Origin of the sequence: Brevundimonas sp. P7753 (assembly GCF_013386595.1) — a bacterium.
GTDB classification, from domain to species: domain Bacteria; phylum Pseudomonadota; class Alphaproteobacteria; order Caulobacterales; family Caulobacteraceae; genus Brevundimonas; species Brevundimonas bullata.
Map to the genome: position 1 here is coordinate 222 of NZ_JACARP010000143.1, position 406 is coordinate 627.

A 406-nucleotide genomic window follows, 5' to 3' on the forward strand; every position below is an offset into this window, starting at 1 on the left:
CCGCCCTTGCCGCCCAGCGCCATGAAGACGCCATTGGCATTGGCGCCGTCGCCGCCTCCCCCGCCGATGGACTGGGCCTGGATGGCGCTGGACATATTGCCGCCGGTCATGATCAGGCCGGTATTTCCGGCAGTCACTACGCCGCCGTTGCTCCTGACCGAGCCGGAACCGCCGACAGAGGCGCTGCCGCCAGCGCCGCCCGAGCCGCCCTTGGCGAACACGCCGCCGCCGGAACCGGCCGCACCGCCGCCCCCGCCGATCGACTGGGCCAGAATACCGCGCGAAAGGTCGCCATCAGTATAGATCTGCCCCGAGTTGTCGGCCGTTACTGAACCGCCGTGACCGCCGGCTCCACCCGAACCCCCTAGCGCGACAAAGCCCCCGGAGCCGCCGCCGACGCCGCCGC

General features: G+C 71.7%; 1 pseudogene. It reads right to left on the reverse strand.

The features are described from left to right. Positions 1–406: pseudogene (locus HX774_RS18420) on the reverse strand (PE family protein); the annotation flags it as partial.